6 protein-coding genes, 2 tRNA genes, 2 rRNA genes and 1 pseudogene are annotated in these 16859 nt (G+C 30.7%); 2 read left to right on the top strand and 9 right to left on the bottom strand.

Features of this window, described 5'->3' with window-relative positions; all coding sequences use genetic code 11:
- Positions 1-9: 9 nt before the first annotated feature.
- A complete protein-coding gene (locus FBF20_RS00200; RefSeq protein ID WP_002864688.1) occupies positions 10-1359 on the bottom strand; it encodes a DUF2130 domain-containing protein in 1350 nt (449 codons plus the stop codon).
- Positions 1360-1461: 102 nt separating this feature from the next.
- Here FBF20_RS00200 and FBF20_RS00195 point away from each other — a divergent pair, with 102 nt between their 5' ends.
- Both FBF20_RS00195 and FBF20_RS00190 read left to right on the top strand, forming a co-directional pair.
- Positions 1462-2664, top strand: coding sequence for a multidrug effflux MFS transporter (locus FBF20_RS00195; RefSeq protein ID WP_002779294.1), 1203 nt, complete (start codon positions 1462-1464; stop codon positions 2662-2664).
- On the top strand, positions 2661-3362 hold the full coding sequence (locus tag FBF20_RS00190) for an SIMPL domain-containing protein (protein WP_002868453.1): 702 nt from the start codon (positions 2661-2663) through the stop codon (positions 3360-3362). Before FBF20_RS00195 ends, FBF20_RS00190 begins: the two co-directional genes overlap by 4 nt.
- A gap of 29 nt (positions 3363-3391) precedes the next feature.
- On the opposite strand, the gene FBF20_RS00185 is transcribed toward FBF20_RS00190, so the two are convergent.
- The 8 genes and pseudogenes from FBF20_RS00185 to FBF20_RS00150 all read right to left on the bottom strand — a co-directional run bounded on the left by FBF20_RS00185 (position 3392) and on the right by FBF20_RS00150 (position 16796).
- Positions 3392-6013 carry a hypothetical protein gene (locus FBF20_RS00185; protein ID WP_002890701.1) on the bottom strand — a complete coding sequence of 874 codons (2622 nt, stop codon included), beginning with the start codon at positions 6011-6013 and terminating at the stop codon, positions 3392-3394.
- Between the two features lie 19 nt (positions 6014-6032).
- On the bottom strand, positions 6033-7553 hold the full coding sequence (locus tag FBF20_RS00180) for a pentapeptide repeat-containing protein (RefSeq protein WP_002890703.1): 1521 nt from the start codon (positions 7551-7553) through the stop codon (positions 6033-6035).
- Positions 7553-11266 (bottom strand): Eco57I restriction-modification methylase domain-containing protein, encoded by a 3714-nt coding sequence (locus FBF20_RS00175; protein WP_002890705.1) that lies wholly within the window; start codon positions 11264-11266, stop codon positions 7553-7555. Before FBF20_RS00175 ends, FBF20_RS00180 begins: the two co-directional genes overlap by 1 nt.
- Before the next feature lie 60 nt (positions 11267-11326).
- A pseudogene (locus FBF20_RS00170) lies at positions 11327-12723 on the bottom strand (PD-(D/E)XK nuclease family protein).
- Between the two features lie 104 nt (positions 12724-12827).
- Positions 12828-12944, bottom strand: a 5S ribosomal RNA gene (rrf, locus tag FBF20_RS00165).
- 255 nt (positions 12945-13199) lie between these two features.
- Positions 13200-16106, bottom strand: a 23S ribosomal RNA gene (locus FBF20_RS00160).
- 529 nt (positions 16107-16635) lie between these two features.
- Positions 16636-16712 (bottom strand) — tRNA-Ile (locus FBF20_RS00155).
- An 8-nt stretch (positions 16713-16720) separates the two neighbouring features.
- Positions 16721-16796, bottom strand: a tRNA-Ala gene (locus tag FBF20_RS00150).
- Positions 16797-16859 lie beyond the last annotated feature (63 nt).

Below are 16859 nucleotides of genomic sequence, written 5' to 3'. Positions count from 1 at the left end.
AGCCCAAAATTAATCCTCATCTTTGGCTAAATTTTCAAGACTTTTAATCCCTTCTTCGCCTATCAAATTTCCACCTTGTAAGTCGCTAAATATCGCATTTAAAGAACTCACTATGGCAGTGGAATTAAAACTTAGATTTTCTATAGCTCTTTCTCTTTTTTTCCATATATTTTGCAAAGCTCTTTTTTCAGCTTCTAATTCTTCTTTCATATTTTGGTAAGTTTTGAGTATAAAAGTGATTTGCGTATTAAATTCCTTGGAATTTAAGTATTCGTATAAAATGTGATTTTTTTCATCTTTGTTTTGTAAAGCATTTTTGAGTTTATAAGCGTTTATAATGCTTTCTCTAAGCACTGCTAAAACACCTTTGAATTCATTAAAAGTACAAATCAAAATTCCTTCTTTAAAATGCGTTTTTTCTTTATCTTTTGGCATAGTTTTTGTGATCAAAACCGCTATATCACTTTTTGCGGCTATGCTGTCTAGCTTAAGCTTATCAAGCCATTCTTTATTAAATTCTTTAGTGCGTTTGCTCTCATACAAAATACTTCCACAAATATTTCCAAAATTATCCTTTACTATATGCAGACAATCAGCTCCATTTACGCCTTTTGGCACTTCTTTTACTTCATCGCTTAAATACTCACTTTGTATGTATTCTTCTATGAGTAGTTCGGCTGCTTCGCCTTGGAGTTGCTGTGAGCCTTGTTCTATCCTGCGTTGTGCGTCTTCTAGCTTTTGAGCTACACTTTTAAAATTCGTTTCTAGTTCTTTGTATTTAAGATCTTGCTCTTGAGTACTTTTTTGAAATTCAAGACGCATTTTTTCTCTTTCAAATTCCAAATTTTTGCTTTCTTGTTCTTTAAATTCTTTAAAAGCCTCTTCTTTGGCTTGAAATTTCAATCTTTCTTCATTTTCTTTTTGCTCTCTTTTTAGCCTTTCATTTTCAGCCTTTATGCTTAAAAACTCGCTAAGTTCTTTGCTTTTTTTCTCGAGTTCTTCTTGCATGATTTTCATTTCATTTTCATGCTCTTTGTTAAATTTCTCGCTGAATTCTTTTTGGAAATTTTGCTTTTGTATAAGAAGTTCTTGTTCAAATTTTTGCTTTTCTAAAAGAAGCTTTTGGCTTACTTGCTCGCTTATGAGTTTTTCTTGTTCTATCTTTTGAGTTTTTAAATCATTTAAAGCTTTGGTATATTCAGCTCTTTTAGCATTTACCTCATCATCAAATTCTTTTTTTTGTTTTAGCATTTCTTGCTTAGCTTTATCTAAAATTTGAGCATATAAAGCAGTGCTGATATCGATAAAACTTCCACAACTTGGGCATTTGATTTGTTCATTTTGGTTTAAATTTTGCATAAAATTTCCTTAGAATTTTTCCCTAAATTTAACATAGAAAAACAAAGATTATTCTAAGATTGACTTGTTAAAATCATTCTTTTAGAATAATTAGGATTACAAATGCAAAAACACACCAAAATTCACGGCTTTGCTAAATTTAAACTCATCGTTATCCTTGCTTTGATGTCAAGCATAGCACCACTTTCTACAGATATGTATTTGCCTGCACTTTCTCATGTGGAGCAAAGTTTTCAAACTAATTCTTTTTTAACCCAACTTAGTATCGCAAGTTTTTTTATCGCTTTTGCTTTAGGACAGCTTATATATGGGCCTTTAAGTGATATTTTTGGGCGTAAAATTCCAGCTTTGGTGGGGATATTTTTCTTCATCGTTTCGAGTTTGTTTTGTGTGATTATCGATGATATTTATGCTTTTATCGCTTTGAGATTTTTTGAAGCACTTGGGGGTTGTGCAGGTGTGGTTATCGCAAGGGCTATTGTCAATGACTTGTTTGAGATCAAAGAAGCTGCAGGGATTTTTGCTTTGATGATGGTTTTTAGTTCTCTTGCTCCTATGCTTTCGCCAACTTTTGGGGGAATTTTGCTAGAGTATTTTTCATGGCATAGTATTTTTGCGACTTTGTTTGCTTTAGGAATTTTACTTTTTTTGATGATACTTTTTGGTTTAAAAGAGTCCGCACCTCATCTTAAAAACAAAAAATTTTCCCATCATGAAGCGATGAAAAGCTACAAATTTGTTTTAAGCGATAAACGCTTTTTAGTTTATATACTATGTGCTTCTTTTGCTTTGGCGGCGATGTTTGCTTATATCACAGGATCAAGCTTTGTTTTTACGCAGTTTTTTAGCTTAAGTGAGCAAAAATTTGCTTTGCTTTTTGGGGCAAATGCTTTAGGTTTTGTCATCTGTGCAAATATCAATGCAAGATTGGTTTTAAAATACGAAAGCGAAAAAATTTTGGCAAAAGCTTTGATGATAATGTTTATATCGACTGTGATTTTACTTGCAAATGCCTTTTTTCATCCAAATTTCTTGCTTTTTGAACTTAGTATTTTTACAAGTATCGCTATGCTTGGTTTCATCGCACCCAATACCACGACTTTGGCTATGGCAAGGTTTAAAGAACATAGCGGAACTGCTTCTGCGGTGCTTGGAACGGTGCAATTTGGTTTTGCAGGGCTTATTTCTTTTGTGGTTGGGGCTATTAACGCAAATACGCCGATAATCCTTGCTTTTGTAATGTGTGCTTGCGTATTGGTTGCAAATATGATATATTTTCTAATCAAAATAAAGGAGAAAAAATGAAAACAAATAATATCTTTATGGCTTTAGCCATAGTTTTAGCAAGTTTGATTCTAGCTTTTGGATTTAACAAGGCTTTAAGCGATTTTAAAACACTTGAAAGAAGTGTAAGCGTAAAGGGTTTAAGTCAAAAAGAAGTCGAAGCGGATACTTTGATACTTCCTATAAAATTCACAAGATCAAACAACAATCTTACAAATTTATACGAAGAACTAGAACAAGATAAAGAAAATATCATCAAATTTTTAAAAGAACAAGGCGTAAAAGAAGATGAGATCAACTACAACTCGCCAAATATCATAGATCGTTTAAGTGATCCTTATAGCAACGACACTCAAGCTGTATACCGATACATAGGCACTGCGAATTTACTCATCTATACTCAAAATGTAAAGCTTGGAAAAAGCATACTAGAAAATATTTCAAGTCTTGCAAAATTTGGTATAGTAACAAAAATCGATGATTATGATATAGAATACCTTTACACCAAGCTAAATGAGATAAAACCACAAATGATAGAAGAAGCAACGCTCAATGCTAGAAACGCAGCAATAAAATTCGCACAAGACTCAAACAGCCATCTAGGCAAGATAAAAAAGGCTTCTCAAGGACAATTTAGCATCAACAATAGAGATAAAAACACCCCTTACATCAAAACCATAAGAGTGGTTTCTACTATAGAATACTACTTAAAAGACTGATGATAAAATTTCAAGCTAAGCTTTAAAGCTTAGCTTGGCACTATGGAATTTTTTCGCGCGGTTTTTTGGAGTGAGAATATACAAAGCAAAAGTATAATGCTATATAAAACACTAGTGGATTTTATGGTATTTTCTGTAATCTTGTCTTGATTTATAGTCTTTAAAATCCCTTCAAAACTTGATTTAAATTTCAAAAGAGCCAAGACACTTTTTAATTTATCTTGACTGTCTTTTTGATCAAAAAGAGCCATTTGCTCAGGTGATAGTTTTTCAGATATAGAAAAATTACTTTTTATCGCATATAAAATATCTATTTCTTGACTAAAATTTAATTTTAAAAATTTATTAAGTTGAGCAGATACAACACTATTGTTGTTTTTATTGTCTATTTCTTCTATGATGTTTTTTACATTTGATGTGTTATTTTCTAGCTCATTTAAAACCTTTTTATAATCACTTACATATTTATCATTATACACTTTAGATAAAATTTCTTTTAATTTTTCTTTATTTGCTATTATCAAAGTCTTAGCTGAATTTAATTCCGTAAAAGAAATATTTATATATTCTTTAGTGAAATTAAAATCTTTTTGAGATAGTTTTGCAAGGTTTATAATAGCACTTGTATTTAAGTCATTTAACCTTTTTTCAAATTTACTTTCATAAAGTTTATCTGATGAAAAAATTCCTACAAAAGGATTGATAAGTTGGGGTTTTAAAATAACAACTCCAATTAGACAAGTATAGGCAAACAATCTCGAAATAAAAATAAAAAGTTTAATTTTACAGATAAATAAAAGATAGGAAATTAATACGCTTGCAAAATAAATTAAAAAATAAAAAGCTGGAATGTATGTTGGCGATAAAAATGATACTATGCTGATTATAAAAAGACCACAAATAAGAAATAATAAAATAGCACCATATTGATATAACTGCCTTGTAAGGTCAATAAAAATAATTAATAACATTAATAAAACGATATAATTTGTTGTAGCTATTGTCATTGGATCAAAAGATAATATAAAATCCATATTATTTAAAAATAATAAACCGAAAATAGCATATGATGAAATCATTAAAATTGTAAAATTTAAAATTTTTAAGAAATTTGTATGGTGATTGCTAGTATTCCTATAAACTTGTAACAAAACACAATCAAACCATAAAGTAAAATCTAGCATTGTTTTTCCAAGACTACTAATTTTTCTATAGAATTTTAAATACTCAAGCTTTAAAATTCTGTCGATTGAAGCTATACAAAATATGCAAGATAAAATAATTTGTATTATTTTGCATATACTTTTTATAACATTGCAAAATATCTCAATAATTGATAATAAAAAACCAAAGATTGATCTTCCTATAAGCATTATAAAACAAACAACAAAATCGCAAATTTTTATATACTTGTCACTTAAACTTTGAATCTTTGCAAGTATATTGCTTGGATTGTTGCTTGGTTTTTTTATTACTGATTTTTTTATTTTTTGAATATTTTTAATACTATCTTTATTATCACCACCTAGTTGAATTTCTAACTCTTTCTCTTTCGCATAAAGTTCTAATTTATGCCACTCTTGAGCTTCTAAGGTATTATTTTGAGTGATTAAAACATCTTTTATAACCCTGAAAGAATCTTTTAAATTTTTAGCATATCTTAATTTATGTTCGTTTTTATAACTTTCATCTTGATAGTTATCTTCTATATATTTCTCCACTGATTTAAAATCTAGCTTATCTATATCGACATTGATTAAATTTACAGCTTTTGGTTCTTTAAAATAACAAGCGCTAAAATTCGGAGTTTTATAAAACTTCACTCCATAAAAACAAGCTATTTTTTCAAATTCGCATTCGTGAAAGTCGACATAATCTTTAAAATGAGTATTATTAAAATAAACATTATCTTGAAAATTTGCATTAGAAAAATTAAATTTACTCAATTTATCTACTTTTAAAAACATAGAATCTATAAAATAACATCGATTTTTAAATTTATTTTTCCACAAATTTATTTTTTCTATAGCACAGTTTTTTATAAAAAAATATCCTTTAAATTCGTTTTCTTGCAAATCTAAGGATGTGATTTTTTTATCTTGATTATCATGGCAATTTATAAAAACCAAATGATCTAAAAATTGGTTTTGATATATTTCTAAGTTATTATAAAACACACACTGATTAAAGGTTAATGTCTTTTCAAAAATAATATTTTTCAAATTTAATGACTTTTCAAAAGCACAATTGTAAAAGTATAAATGGTTTTTAATTGTCTCTGTATTATCTTTTTTCACGCCTTTTGACTCATCTATATGTAAATCAATATTGCAATTATTAAAAATAACATTACACGGAATATCCTTTATTTTATCACATAATAACAATGTATCTGTTTTGCTATCTTCTTTGTTGCAAACTAAATACCATTTTTCATTTCTAGGAAATAATTCATCTTGTTGTCTAAAATCGTTTTGCTTATCTTCGTTTAGAATAGATATATCATATTCTTTTATGTTATTCGGATTGTTTTTTGATAAGATATCAAATAACCATCTTCTAATTTGATATTCACTCTTATGATTTTGATGTGTTTCTTCACAACATTTCTCTAAGGTATTAAGTATTTTTTCAAGTGTTTCTTTTATCATTTTATCCTTCCTATCTTTTTCAACTTGGCACTATGGAATTTCTCCTAATTGTCTTTATAAAAGAAAATGCAACAAAACCAAAAATTATTGTATAAATTCCACCAAACACACTAAGCGGATCTAACATAGCTCTTTTATCTGTAAAAATTCCCATAGCAGGGATAAGAATTTTTGGTGAAATCGCTAGAACTAAAAGAGTTATCACATAAGATATGATTATAAAAAATTTTCTCATATATTTTAGACATAAAGCAAATCCAACTAAACCCAAATAAATAAAAAGTATCATAATATTTATTGCCATCATAAACAAATAATTATCCTGTATGATAGAATTTATATGATGATTATAAAAATCCAATGAAAAATACCAATGCTCCAAAATAGGCTTATATCCAAGACTATAGTTAAAACCAAAAACCATCGCAACGCTTGATATCACAAAAATCCCTATCACCAAAATAAGCGAATTTAAACTTTGTAAAATATCAGTATGATGATCGCAAAGCTTACGATAAAAGATAAGTTGCCATTTATCCATCTTGTCTTTAAGGGTTTTATATTTTTTATTTTTTAGCTCTATTTCTTTACAATAAAGCTCATATTTATGAAAATTTGAAGCGTCTAAAAGATTGTTATCTTTTATCAAGGCATTTTTAAAAGTCCTAAAAGAATCTCTAAAATCATTTGCAAATTTATCTAAGGATTTTTTTTGATATAAATTTGGTATAACACCTGCTTCTTTAGCTGTTCTTTGAGTTTCGTAAGAAGCGTATTCTTGTTTGATTCTCTCTTGTAAATCATCAAAAGTAAAATTTAAATTTGTATTAACCACATTTAAATTTCCTTTGAAAATCGCTTGAGAAAAATTCGGAGTTTTTTCAAATCTCACTCCATAAAAATTAGCAGTTTTTTCAAATTCACAAGTGTGAAAATTAGCGTAATCTTTAAAAATAGAATTATTGAAATAAACATTATCGTTAAATTTTCCTTTGATGGTAACCCTATCTTCAAATACACAATTATCCATTTGAAAAATATCTAAGCATTCTTGAAAATTTAAATAAATTTGTTCTTCAAATTCACAATTTAAAAAAGATATTTTTTTAATATTTGTTATTTGATTAAAATATCCTATTCTTTGGGTAAATATACAATGATCAAACACTAAAGGATAGGTTTCAAATAATGATAAAATATCTACAACTCCATGAACTTGTGTCTTTAAATTTGTTCTAGATAAACCAAAAATATAAAATACACCAGATATGTATCTTATATTATCCTCAATATTTAAAATTTGTTTTATTTCTTCTATTGCTATAACTTCATAGGAAATTTTATCAATTTCGGTTATATTTTTTTCAATAATTGTCAAAAAATCAAATCCAATATCGTAATGTGATTTTATTCGATTTATAATCGTTTTATAAATTTTGTCAATGCAGTATTGCCTATCTAAAAAAGTATTAAAATTTTCAACCTCTTGTTTGATTTTGTTTTCTATGATTTGTCTTTGTTCTTTTGTTAGTTCTTTCATTATTTCCCTTCAATGATTTTTATTTCTTCTTCGGTTAAGTTATAGAGTTTATAAGTCAAAGAATTGATTTTGTTTTCTAGTTCTTGGGTATTTGCGTTTTTGTCTTGCTCTTTAGCTTTTAAAATTTCATCGACTAAACTTATAAGCTTGTTTGCTAATTTTTCATTTTTAGAATTTATATTTACTACAGGGATATTTAGCAAAGGCTCTTTATCAATTTTGAATAGATTTCCTTGTATTTTTCCCTTGTGCTTTAACCAAAAAGCTATGAGTTTTGAATTTAAAACTCCAGTTAAATATTTCAAATTAATTCTACAAGTCTGAATAAAAAACAATGCTCTAGAACCATAAAAATTTTCATTAGAATATACAAAAATTGGCTCTATACATCTAACTTGTGAAATAATTTTTTCTTCACCTTTTTTAAAAAATTTTTCTTCTCGTTCTCTATGCAAATAAAAGTATGGCTTATTTGGAGTTTTATATTTAATTTTTGATTCTTTCAGTATTTCTTTATATTTTTGAAAATGTTGCTTCAAATTAGGTAAATCATCTAAATTTCCAGAATAATTTTTATTAGACAAATAAATCAAATATTTATCAGTAAAGCTAGAATAAAATTTTCCACTCAATCCTGTGTAATATTCTTTTATAAAACATTGTTCATTTTTGGAAAAAACATTTTTATCTTTTATCACAAAAGCTTCATCTATAGCTGGAACTATCCCTTGTGCCACTTCACTTTCTTCAAGGTAAAATTTTCCATATTTTTGGATTTTGTTAAAAAGTTCTTCATAGTCGCTTTTTGTGAAATTCAAAGTTTTATCTATAAATTTTTTTGGAGTTAAATTTATGCTTAAAATTTCATTGTTTTGGGTTTTTTCATTTTTTAAAAGATTTATAACATCTTCATAAATTGGAGTTTGGGTTGTGATTTTAGCAAAATGAAATTCGTAATTTTTAGGCGGTTTTATTTTTTGAAATTGCATTATCATAGTTTGTATGCTTGCAGAATCAAACACCATAAAAGAACTAAAATCAACAAGGCTTAAAATTTGAGATTCTTCTAAAACTATATTGCGTAGTTTTTTAGCCCCTGAATTTGTAACCCAATTATTTGTAGCGATAAATGCTAAATATCCATTATTCTTAAGTATATCAAATCCACGCCCTACGAAATGATACCAAATATCCATTTTTCCTTGATAAGTTCTTAACTTTTTTGTATTGGTAAAAAGATCTTTATTATCATTTTCTTTTATATAAGGCGGATTGCCAATGATGAGATCAAAGCCTTTGAAATTTCCATCATCGTCCAAAATTTCAGGGAATTCAAAACGCCATTCAAAAGGATGATTGCTTTCTAGGTTGAAGATATTGTCGTATTCTTTTTTAAGATTTGCAAATTCTTTTGTGGCTTCTTTTTCATCAAAGTCAAAAAGAGTCAAATTCGCACTAACAAAGAATTTCAAATTTTCATCATCTACGGCTAAGAAATTTCCGTATTTTTTAGAGTATTTTTCACATTTATCGTTAAAGCCTTTCATTTCTTTTTTAAATTTATCCGCAAAGCAGAAATTTTTAAAAGAAATTTTGAGATTTTTTATCTCTTGGTTGATGTGGCTTTTATCTGTGTAAAAGCCTTCTTTATAGTCTTTTACTATGCGTTTGTATTTGTTGATGCGTTCTTTGATGTTAGGGTAGTGGCTTAGGCTTTTGCCTGTTTCAAAGTAAGATACCAAAGAATTTCCGCATTTTATGTTTATATCGATATTTGGCAGGGTTTTAAGATCGTGATAATTCCCATCATCAAAGCTTTGATAAAAGCTATGTTTTAAAAGCTCTATCCAAAGCCTTAGCTTGGTGATCTCGCATGAGTTAGGGTTGATATCGACTCCAAAAAGGTTGTTTTCTATGATGTCTTTTTTGGTATGAAAAAGTTCTTGCTGGATAAGATGGGCTTTATCTTTAGGCGTGCTTGGGCGTTTATACTCTATAAACTCGCCTTTTCTACCCGTGATGAGAATTTCATCGTTTTGCACTTCTAGGTAAAACTCTTCATCAAAAAGATTTAGCTCATCATAAATGCTTAACATAACATTTAAAGCAGAAACCAAAAAATGCCCGCTTCCCACTGCAGGATCGCAAATTTTTATAGAGTTTAAAAGCTCTTTTTGTGCTTTTTTGTCTTCTTTTCTTAAAGACTTTCTTAGTTCGCTTATATCTTTAGCATCAAGATCAAATTGAGCGTTGAATTTATCAAGCACAACTTTTGTGATGCTTTCTTTACACATATAAGAAGTGATAAAGCTTGGCGTGTAAAAACTTCCTTCTTTGTAGCCATTGAGTTTTTCAAACACATTTCCTAAAACACTTGAACTTATGAGTTCTTTTTGGCTTAAAATTTCGCTTTGCTCATCATCGCTACCAAAATCAAAGCTATCCAAAAATTCAAACAAGTATTCTAAAAGCCCCACTTGTCCTTTTTTAGCTTTACATTTATCATCTTTTAGCACAGTGTTTTTATAGTAAAAAAGCTTTAAGTCATTGCTTAAGCTTGAAATTTCAAGTGTGTTTTCTATGCTTTGTTTTTCAAACAAAGAAGAATTTAGATAAGGCAGATAGGCAAATTCGCTTTTCTTTCTCGTGCTTTTTTCTTTGGCTAAAACTTCAAAGAAAAGTTCGCTAAGCTTGTCAAAATCAGGGATTTTTTTGAAATTTAAAAATTTCAAATTTTTATCATCATTAAAACGCACCAAATTTGACTCTATAAGCTTTAAAAACAAAATGCGATTAAGCCATAAGATCAAAAGTTTTAAGATGGTTTCAAAATTTTCTTCTTTAAGCTTAGAATTTATAGCGGTGTAGAAAGTGCCTTGCTCTTCTTTGCTTTCTTCACTTTTTGCGATGATGAGTTTTGAGTTTTGTTTGCTCTCACAAAGCCCTAAGATATATAAAAGCTCTTTGTAAAAAGCATTGTTGAGTGAATTTGCATCGTTGGGGTTAAACTCATTTAGCAAAAAGTCTCTATGAAAAGTTTTATAAATACTTGCTAGGTTTTTAAAATTTGATTTTTGTTTGTCTTTTAAAAATGTCAAGTCAATCAAAAAGCCTTTTAAGTTTTCTTTGGAATTTTCTATGAGTTTGGCTACTTCTTTATAGAATTCTTCAGTATTACCTTTGAAAAGTGAATTTGGATTACAAAATTCTTCAAAAAGTTTTTTAAAACTTGGATTTTTATAAAAAAGCTCTTCAAACTCACTAATTTTAAAAATGTAAAATTTATAAAAATCTGTGATGATAATAAATTTTAAGCTAAAACTATACTCTCTATTTCTAAAATAATATAAAATAGTCTCGTGTAAGGCTTTAGAATTTACCTTTGTATGAGTGATAAATTCTTTTGAATTTGGCTTTTTAGCCTCAATAAGAACTTCTAAGTCTTTACTAAACTCATCTTTAGAGATGGATAAGTCAATCTCACTTTTGCCTTTTTGCTTGGTTTTGATGTGGGTTTTGAAATTTAACATGGTTAAAAATGGACTAAGTGCATTAGCTACAAGATAATCTTCATTTTCACTTTGCGAACTTTCAAGTCTTTCTAAATACTGCATTAAAGCCTTGTTAAATATATCAAATTCATTTTGCATGATTTGCTTTTTGCGGTAGTATGGGTTGAAAAAATCTTTTTCATTTAGCAAAGTGAAATGCATTTTTAACCTTTATAAAAAATATTTTGTATTTTATCAAATTTTACTTTTATATAAAATTTTTTAAGAATTTAATATATCATTAATACCTTTATATGCTTCCTGTATAGGTTTTTTAATAAAAAAATCATTTAAAATTTGAATAAAATCTTTTTTAGAATTTTGATTTTCAATCAACCAATAAATAAAAGCGTATTCTCCTTCTAATTTTTCATTGTTTATTAATTTATCACAATAATAGTGATTTTGATATTTTCTAACATTGTCTTCTTTTACATCTTTAAATAATTTTAAACATTCTTTATATTTTTCATTTTCTATATCTTCTTCATCATCATTTGAAATTTCAAATGTCAAACCAATAATATCATAGTATTTTTTTTAAAATAAATATATAGACATGGATATATGCTTTCATTCTTATAATCAATAGGATAAAATATAAATACACCATGATTAACACGATTTTCTTCTATTTTATTGCCGATAAAAGTTATATCACCTATTTTAATTTCCTTGTGTTCAAAACTATCAAAAAATTCTTCTATTATATATTCGCAGATGTTGCTCCATTTATGCTGGATAATATCTTTAGCTTTCTTATAGTTTTCTTCATTTAAATTTTTAAGCTCTGATTTGTTTTTGTTATATCTATATAAAATCATCGCATTTTTTAAATTTTGCATTTTTATATTGTCTTGAAAAATAAATTCTAGTACATCATCTCTTTGAGTATACTCATCTGTCATATACCATTGTAAAATACTTTTGTATTGATTTAGAGTAAAAATAATGTTTTGTATATCAAGAATAAATTTTTGATCTTTGGTTGATTTTTCTTCATATATTTTTATACACTCATCAATCCATTCCTTAATCCATATATAATCCATCTTCAAATAATAGCTAACATTATTTTCATTTTTATCTTTAATCAAATTTGTCTTTATTATAAAATTTTCCAAACTATCATCACTAGGACTAATACACTCATCTTGATGCAAATATATAGTCAATATGTTTTTATAACAATCTTCTATATTTTTGATATTTTCTCTTACAAAATTAATATAATCTTTCAATTGATTTTTTTGATCTTTTGCATAAATTTTATTTTCTATTATAATATATCTTTTATCACTTAATGTTATTAAAATATCTATCCTTCTATTATCTTTTATGCAGGCTTCTGTTTCTACGCTTTTTATATCTTCTATGTTTAAATTTTCAAATTTCGTATTTACCAAACTCTTACCAAGTTTTTCTAAAAATACCTTTGCAAAATTTTTTTGATAATGATCCTTATTTATATTAATTAAATAAGCTATAAATTTAGAATGATAATTTTCTTTTGTTTCAATATTCAAAGCCTCAAATATATTTATATCACTCAAACCATTGTTCGCATCTTTTTCAAATTTAATATCTTCTTCAAGCAATCTTTCAATAAATTTTTCCATATATCACTTTCTAAATTTTATACAATTTTACATGTAAATAAATTTTTAATTACAAACTAAAAAACTGATTATTAATTTTATAAGCGAGTTAAGTAGAATTAACAAGTCCGCAATGAGCTACTTTCCCCCTGCCAGTAAGGCGTAGTATCATCACCCACGATGTGCTTAGCTTCTTGGTTCGGGATGGAGCAAGGCGTTTCCACATCTGTATAATCACGGACATTGTTATTTAAATATTCTTTGAAAGATTGAATTTAAGAATAAAACTTAATCTTTTATTCCTTTACTTTTTTCTTTATTCTCTTTCTTCTTTTCTTATCTTTTATCTTTGATAAGTTTTTATATAGAATACTTAAAAAACAATGTTAAGAGCAAGTTCTAATACAAACTCTACTTGAAAGATTTCTATTAAACTCTAAATATTATCTATATTCAAAGTCTTCTTAAAAACCTTAACAAGGAAGTGATGCTTTATTAAAGATAAGCCAAACGCTCTATTAGTACTGGTCAGCTAAAGGACTTTCATCCATTACACACCCAGCCTATCAAACTAGTAGTCTTCTAGAGAGCTTAGAGAAGATTCATCTTAGAGTTGGCTTCACGCTTAGATGCTTTCAGCGTTTATCCTTTCCAAACTTAGCTACGCTGCGATGCTCTTGGCAGAACAACAGCTACACCAGTGGTTTGTTCAACCCGGTCCTCTCGTACTAGGGTCAAATCTCTTCAATCTTCTTACGCCCACGGCAGATAGGGACCGAACTGTCTCACGACGTTCTGAACCCAGCTCGCGTACCGCTTTAAATGGCGAACAGCCATACCCTTGGGACCTGCTCCAGCCCCAGGATGCGATGAGCCGACATCGAGGTGCCAAACCTCCCCGTCGATGTGAGCTCTTGGGGGAGATCAGCCTGTTATCCCCGGGGTACCTTTTATCCTTTGAGCGATGGCCCTTCCACACAGAACCACCGGATCACTAAGACCGACTTTCGTCTCTGCTTGACTTGTATGTCTTGCAGTTAAGCTGGCTTATACCTTTATACTCTACGAACGATTTCCAACCGTTCTGAGCCAACCTTTGTAAGCCTCCGTTATTATTTGGGAGGCGACCGCCCCAGTCAAACTACCCACCAGACATTGTCCCACTTGAGGATAACTCAAGCTGGTTAGCTACCCAAATAAGAAAGAGTGGTATCTCAACAATGGCTCATATACAACTGGCGTCATATACTCAAAGCCTCCCACCTATCCTGCACATTCTTATCCAAGTAGCAGTGTCAAGCTGTAGTAAAGGTCCACGGGGTCTTTCCGTCTTGCCGCGGGTAGGAGGAATTTTCACCTCCACTACAATTTCACTGGATCCCTCTTTGAGACAGCTCCCATCTCGTTACGCCATTCATGCAGGTCGGTATTTAACCGACAAGGAATTTCGCTACCTTAGGACCGTTATAGTTACGGCCGCCGTTTACTCGGGCTTCGATCAAGAGCTTCGCTAATGCTAACCCCATCAATTAACCTTCGAGCACCGGGCAGGCGTCACACCCTATACATCCTCTTACGAGTTAGCAGAGTGCTGTGTTTTTGGTAAACAGTCGGGAGGGACTCTTTGTTGTAAGTTTCCTTGCTTTCGGAGTAAATCCTAATACAAAGCTAACCACACCTTATACCGAAGATACGGTGCTATTTTGCAGAGTTCCTTAAAGAGAGTTCTTCCACGCGCCTTAGAATACTCATCCCACCCACCTGTGTCGGTTTACGGTACGGGCAACATTAGCTAAACTTAGAAACTTTTCTTGGCTCGACGGCATCAGGGGTTCTTCTATCCATCCGAAGACTTCAAAAAGCCTTTCAGTTCTCGGAGTATTGTTATACGGATTTGCCTGTATAACCTCCTACGACCTTAGACTAGCACTTCCATCCGCTAGCCCCCTTAGCCCTAAGCGTCCTTCCATCGCACACTAATGTTGGTATTGGAATATTAACCAATTTGCCATCGTCTACCCCTTTCGGACTCGACTTAGGACCCGACTAACCCTACGATGACGAGCATCGCGTAGGAAACCTTGGGTTTACGGCGTTAATGATTCTCACATTAATTATCGCTACTCATGCCTGCATGCTCACTTCTATTCGCTCCAGCACTCCTTACCGGTATACCTTCGACGCAAATAGAACGCTCTCCTACCACTTAGTAAACTAAGTCTACAGCTTCGGTACTTACTTTAGCCCCGTTATATTTTCCGCGCAAAATCACTAGACCAGTGAGCTATTACGCTTTCTTTAAAGGATGGCTGCTTCTAAGCCAACCTCCTGGTTGTTTAAGTAACTTCACATCGTTTTCCACTTAAGTAAGACTTAGGGACCTTAGCTGGTAGTCTGGGTTGTTTCCCTCTTGACGACGGATTTTATCACTCGCCGCCTGACTGCTGTGATTACATATAAGGTATTCGGAGTTTGATAGGGTTTGGTACATTGGTGTATGCCCTAGCCCATTCAGTGCTCTACCCCCTTATATTACGACACAACGCTATACCTAAATATATTTCGGAGAGAACCAGCTATCACGAAGTTTGATTGGCCTTTCACCCCTATCCACAAGTCATCCCGGGGCTTTTCAACGCCTATGGGTTCAGTCCTCCACTAGTTCTTACACTAGCTTCAACTTGCTCATGGATAGATCACTTCGTTTCGGGTCTGCAGCATCTGACTAAGCGCCCTATTCAGACTCGCTTTCGCTACGGCTTCGCGTTTGCTTAACCTTGCCAGACACCACAACTCGCAGGCTCATTATGCAAAAGGCAGTCCATCACCCTGTATTGCTACATAGGGCTCTGAATGATTGTAAGCAAATGGTTTCAGGTTCTATTTCACTCTGATCACCTCAGTTCTTTTCACCTTTCCCTCACGGTACTTGTGCACTATCGATCTGGTATTAGTATTTAGGGTTGGATCGTGGTCGACCCGGATTCAGACAGGATTCCTCGTGTCCCGCCCTACTCAGGATACTGCTAGCTAAGGTTTGTTTTTCGCATACGGGACTATCACCCTCTATGGTTATACTTTCCAGAATGTTCTGCTAAACTTACCTCTTGCACATTGCAGTCCTACAACCCCCAGTGCAAGCACTGGGTTTGCCCTCTTGCGCTTTCGCTCGCCGCTACTGACGCAATCTCTATTGATTTCTTTTCCTGAGGGTACTAAGATGTTTCAATTCCCCTCGTTCGCTCCTATATAGGTAATGTATATCTCTATACATTGGGTTGCCCCATTCGGAAATCTACGGATCAAAGCTTCTTGACAGCTCCCCGTAGCTTATCGCAGTCTAGTACGTCCTTCATCGCCTTTACCAGTCAAGGCATCCACCATTCGCTCTTAGTAGCTTACCTTTTTTTACCTTTTATTATTGATTCTAAAACGCATCACTTCCTTGTTAAAGTTTTTATGATAAGACTTCTTTATCTTAAGACGGAAAGCATTCAAACACTTAATATAAAACTAAATGATTTAGTCTCAACTAAGCTGTGAGTTTGAAACTTGTCTTTAATTTATAATCCTTAAATCCAATATTCTCTTTATTCATAGAAATAAAGACAGCTAAAAGTTAAGTTAAACTAAAGAAAAGATAAATAGGTTTTATCCTTTAACAAGTCCTGTAAAATTGTTTTTATTAAAACTTGCTTGTGACTCTTAACAATGATAATTAAAAAGAACATTTAGGTTTAAAACCTAAAGGAAGTATATATATTAACATAATCATTATAAATATAAATGTATATGCTACTTATATCTATTAAAGTATATTCTTTTATAGTTAAAGATAAAAAATAAATCTAAGTATAGAGTTTATATTTTATATTTAATCTATTTTATATACTTGCTTTAGATTTTAAAGCTTCTTTATTCAAATCTTTTTTATGGTGGGCCTAACAAGACTTGAACTTGTGACCTCACCCTTATCAGGGGTGCACTCTAACCAGCTGAGCTATAGGCCCTTAATAAATGGTGGAGAATAGCGGGATCGAACCGCTGACCTCCTGCGTGCAAAGCAGGCGCTCTCCCAGCTGAGCTAATTCCCCATAAACAATTAGCTTTATCATCAATCTTTGAAATCTAAACAAGAATCAATTGAGTTTATATAT

It is taken from the genome of Campylobacter sp. CFSAN093259 (genome assembly GCF_012889985.1).
GTDB lineage: Bacteria > Campylobacterota > Campylobacteria > Campylobacterales > Campylobacteraceae > Campylobacter_D > Campylobacter_D jejuni.
Note: the sequence above shows the minus strand (reverse complement) of the source record. Positions and strands in the feature narration are given on the sequence as shown.

What these genes read in the sequence shown, in the direction of transcription:
- FBF20_RS00180 (WP_002890703.1), bottom strand. Translation starts at nt 7,553, where the DNA reads ATGAAAGAACTAACAAAAGAACAAAGACAAATCATAGAAAACAAAATC.
- FBF20_RS00185 (WP_002890701.1), bottom strand. Translation starts at nt 6,013, where the DNA reads ATGATAAAAGAAACACTTGAAAAAATACTTAATACCTTAGAGAAATGT.
- FBF20_RS00190 (WP_002868453.1), top strand. Translation starts at nt 2,661, where the DNA reads ATGAAAACAAATAATATCTTTATGGCTTTAGCCATAGTTTTAGCAAGT.
- FBF20_RS00175 (WP_002890705.1), bottom strand. Translation starts at nt 11,266, where the DNA reads ATGCATTTCACTTTGCTAAATGAAAAAGATTTTTTCAACCCATACTAC.
- FBF20_RS00200 (WP_002864688.1), bottom strand. Translation starts at nt 1,359, where the DNA reads ATGCAAAATTTAAACCAAAATGAACAAATCAAATGCCCAAGTTGTGGA.
- FBF20_RS00195 (WP_002779294.1), top strand. Translation starts at nt 1,462, where the DNA reads ATGCAAAAACACACCAAAATTCACGGCTTTGCTAAATTTAAACTCATC.